Here is a 3,596-nt window from a genome sequence, read left to right as displayed (position 1 = left end):
CCACACCCGCCTGCACCGACGTCTCCTCCGACCCCGACGCCACCTGACCCGACGCCGCCGCCAGCTCCTCCGCCGCAGCCGCCACCGTCCCCGCCGACTCCGCCACCCCCGACAGGGTCGCGCGCATCCGCGTCTGCATGCCGGCGAGCGCCGCCGTCAGACGCCCGACCTCGTCGCCGCCCTCGGCGTGCACCGGCACGGTGAGGTCGCCCTCGCTCGCGGCCGTCAGCGCCGCGACCGCCGCGTCGAGCCGGCGCCGCAGCGACCGCGCGACGACCACCGCGACCGCACCCGCCGCGGCGAGACCCACGACGAGCGCGACCACCACGACGACCTCGGACCGCAGGACCAGTGCCTGCGCGTCGACCGAGGCCCGCGCGGCCTTCTCCTCCTGCGCGACCGTCTCGGTCTGGATCGCGTCCATGACTGCGGTCGTCAGCGGGCGCACCGTGTCCTGGAAGTACGCGGCGAAGCCGGGCGTGTCACCGGCGTCGGCGAGCGGGAACAGCGAGTCGTGCGCCGCCGTGTAGTACGCGTCGAGCGCGGACTCCACCGCGTCGACGTCGGCGTCGTCGACCGCCACCGGGCGGTAGGCCGCCACCTGCGCGTCGAGGTCGGCGCGCCGCTCGACCAGCTCGTCGGCGAGCTCGGCACGCGTGGCCGCGTCGGCCACGCCGTACTGGATCACGCGCGCGCGGTCACCCTGGTACGCGCGCTGGATCTCGGTGAGCTGCGACAGCGGCTTGACGCTCTCCTCGTGCAGCGCGGCGATCTCGCCGCGCAGCGACAGCAGCGACGCGGTCGCGACCCCCGCCACCGTGATCGCCGCGACGCCCATCAGCCCGACGGCCGCCGCGATCTTCGTCAGGACGGACCGGTCCGCCCACACTCCTCGGTTCCCACGCATGTCATCTCCTCACGAGGTCCTGTGCTGTCCTGCCGATCGGCAGGACGGACGCCGTCGTGACGCCTCGTCAGGATGAGATGGCTCTCAACGGCCCTCGCCCGCACCGGCCGGCACGGCGACGCGCCGCACGAGCCAGTCGCGCAGCTCGGCGACCGGCAGGGCGCCGCTGTGGACGAACCCCTGCGCCGTGTCGCACGCGAGCTCGCGCAGCCGCTGCGCGGTCGCACGGTCCTCGACGCCCTCGGCGGTCACGCGGATCCCGAGGCGGTGCGCGAGGTCGATCGTCCCGGCCACGATCGTCACGGTCCGCTCGTCGCGCAGCAGCTGGGACACGAACGACGCGTCGAGCTTGAGCTCGGTCGCCGGCAGCCGGGCGAGGTAGCTCAGGGAGGAGTGCCCCGTGCCGTAGTCGTCGATGCTCACGCGCACGCCCTGCTCGGTGAGGCGCACGAGGGCGGCCACCGCGGCGTCGGGGTCCTGCATGATCGCCGACTCGGTGACCTCGAGCACGAGCGTGCCGGCCGGCAGGCCGGTCTCGTCGAGCGCCGCGGCCACCTCCCCGGGCAGGTCGTCGTCGGTGAGGCAGCTCGCCGAGAGGTTGACCGCGACGGGCAGGCACCACCCGTCGGTGGCGAGCTCCTGCGCCGCCGCTGCGGCGCGCCGCAGCACGACGGGGGTGAGCAGCGGCATCAGCCGGTGCTCCTCTGCGAGCGGCAGGAACTGCGCGGGGCGCAGCAGGCCGTGCCGCGGGTGGGCCCACCGCACGAGGGCCTCGACGCCCACGAGTCGCTCGTCGTCGCACGCGACCTGCGGCTGCAGGTGCACGACCAGCTCGCCGACCTCCCGCACGGCTCCCTCGCCCGCGAGCACGGTCCGCAGGTCGCTGAGCAGGTCGAGGCGGTGCGCGCTGTGCGCGGCGGTCCGCGCGTCGAACACCTGGATGCCACCGCCCGCGCGCTTGGCCATGTACATCGCGGTGTCCGCGTCGTGCAGCAGGCGCGCGCTCGACGCGGTGCCCAGCCCCGTGCTCGCGACGCCCACGCTCGCGTCGATGCGCACCGGGTGCCCCGCGACGACGAAGGGGGCCCGCACGGCGTCGAGCACGACCTGCGCGACCCGCAGCGACTGCTCCGGGTCCTCGACGAGCAGGGCGAACTCGTCGCCGCCGAGCCGCGCGAGCAGCGCGGCGCCCGCCGTCTCGACGGCGATCCGGTCCGCGACCGCGCGCATGAGCTCGTCACCCACCGCGTGGCCCAGGCCGTCGTTGATGCCCTTGAACTCGTCGAGGTCGACCAGCAGCACGCCCACGCCGCGCGGCCGCACGCGCGTCGCCTCGAGGTGCTCCATGAACGCGAGCCGGTTCGCGACGCCCGTCAGGCCGTCGGTCCGCGCCTCGCGCCGGGCCGACGTGAGCTCGGCGAGGTCCGCGACGACGCGCAGCAGGCGGACGCTGCCCAGCAGGGTCGACAGCGCGGCCGCGACGGCGACCGAGCGCCGGCCGCTGGGTGCCACCGCGTCGAGCACGACCAGGGCGGCACCCGCCACGACGATCGCCAGCGAGCCGATCGACGACGCCCGCGGCGAGGGTGCCGTCTGCGAGTTGCGCACGACGGGTGCGAAGCTCGCGACGGCGGTCGTGGCCGCGATCACGGTCCACACGACGACCGCACCGGTCCCGGCGGCGGGGCGTTCGGCGCCGGACACGACGTCGACGTAGCGGAGCGTGCCGAGCGCACCGGCGACGAGCACGAGCGACAGGAGCGTCCACGCGCGCCAGTCCCGCGACAGCCGCGCGATGACCAGCACCGACGCGAGCGACAGCGCGAGCACGCCGGGTGCCGCCGCGCCCAGCACCAGGACGGTGACGCGCCACGTCGGCACGGCGACCTCGCCGATCACCCGGTAGCTGCCGTACATGAGCAGCGACGCGCCACCCAGGAGCCCGCCCAGCCCCAGCAGCCGCTCACCGGGGTCCCAGTCCCACTCCACTCCGCGGTACCGGTTCCAGTACTGCACCGCGAGGTACGTGCAGGCCGAGGCCGCGACGGTCCCGAGGACCTCGGCGACGCCCACCCAGCGCGAGAGAGGCGCCGCACCGACGACGACGGCCTCGCCGGCGAACCCCCCGGCCAGGACGAGGAGCGCGCGGGCGAACCACCGCCACGAGCGCGCCTCGCGGACGGGACGGACCACGATCCGTGCGCGCACGACCGTCCCGGCCGTGGCGCACACGAGCGCCGCGAGCACGAGGAACCCGACCGACGGGCCGGTGGCGACGCCGGTCGCCACGAGCGACGCGCACGCGACGGCCGCGACGACGACCGCCTGCCGCGGCCGTCCGGTCACGGCAGGCTCCCGGCGCGCGCCGACCCCGCCGTGGGGGCGGCTCGCCCCGTCGACCGTGCCCGCGCTCCCCCCGGCTCAGTAGGTGAACGCAGCGACACGACGGTGCAGGTCCTCCGAGAGGCGGGCCAGCTCGGCCACGGACACGCCCATCTGCCCGAGCGTGGTCGAGGCCTGCTGCGCCGAGGACGCGACGCCCGTGATGTTGGTGGCGATCTCCCCCGACCCCGTGGCCGCCTCACCGACCCCGCGGGACATCTCGTTCGTCGTGGCCGTCTGCTCCTCGACCGCCGAGGCGATCGTCAGCTGGTAGTCGTTGATGCTCGCGATGATCGACCCGATCGAG

The 3,596-nt window shown here is 75.5% G+C and carries 2 protein-coding genes and 1 pseudogene; all 3 read right to left on the bottom strand.

Annotated features, from left to right (window positions below; translation table 11 throughout):
• A partial coding sequence (locus ATM99_RS15245; protein WP_150118321.1) for a methyl-accepting chemotaxis protein occupies positions 1 to 907 on the bottom strand: 907 nt, incomplete at its 3' end.
• Positions 908 to 991: 84 nt separating this feature from the next.
• Complete coding sequence (locus ATM99_RS15240; protein ID WP_062103715.1) at positions 992 to 3,253, bottom strand: bifunctional diguanylate cyclase/phosphodiesterase; 2,262 nt, start codon at positions 3,251 to 3,253, stop codon at positions 992 to 994.
• A gap of 75 nt (positions 3,254 to 3,328) precedes the next feature.
• Positions 3,329 to 3,596: pseudogene (locus ATM99_RS15235) on the bottom strand (methyl-accepting chemotaxis protein); the annotation flags it as partial.

It is taken from the genome of Cellulomonas sp. B6, from assembly GCF_001462455.1.
Taxonomy (GTDB): Bacteria; Actinomycetota; Actinomycetes; order Actinomycetales; family Cellulomonadaceae; genus Cellulomonas.
The sequence above is the reverse complement of the archived record's forward strand: the minus strand, read 5'-3'. Positions and strand labels throughout refer to the sequence as shown.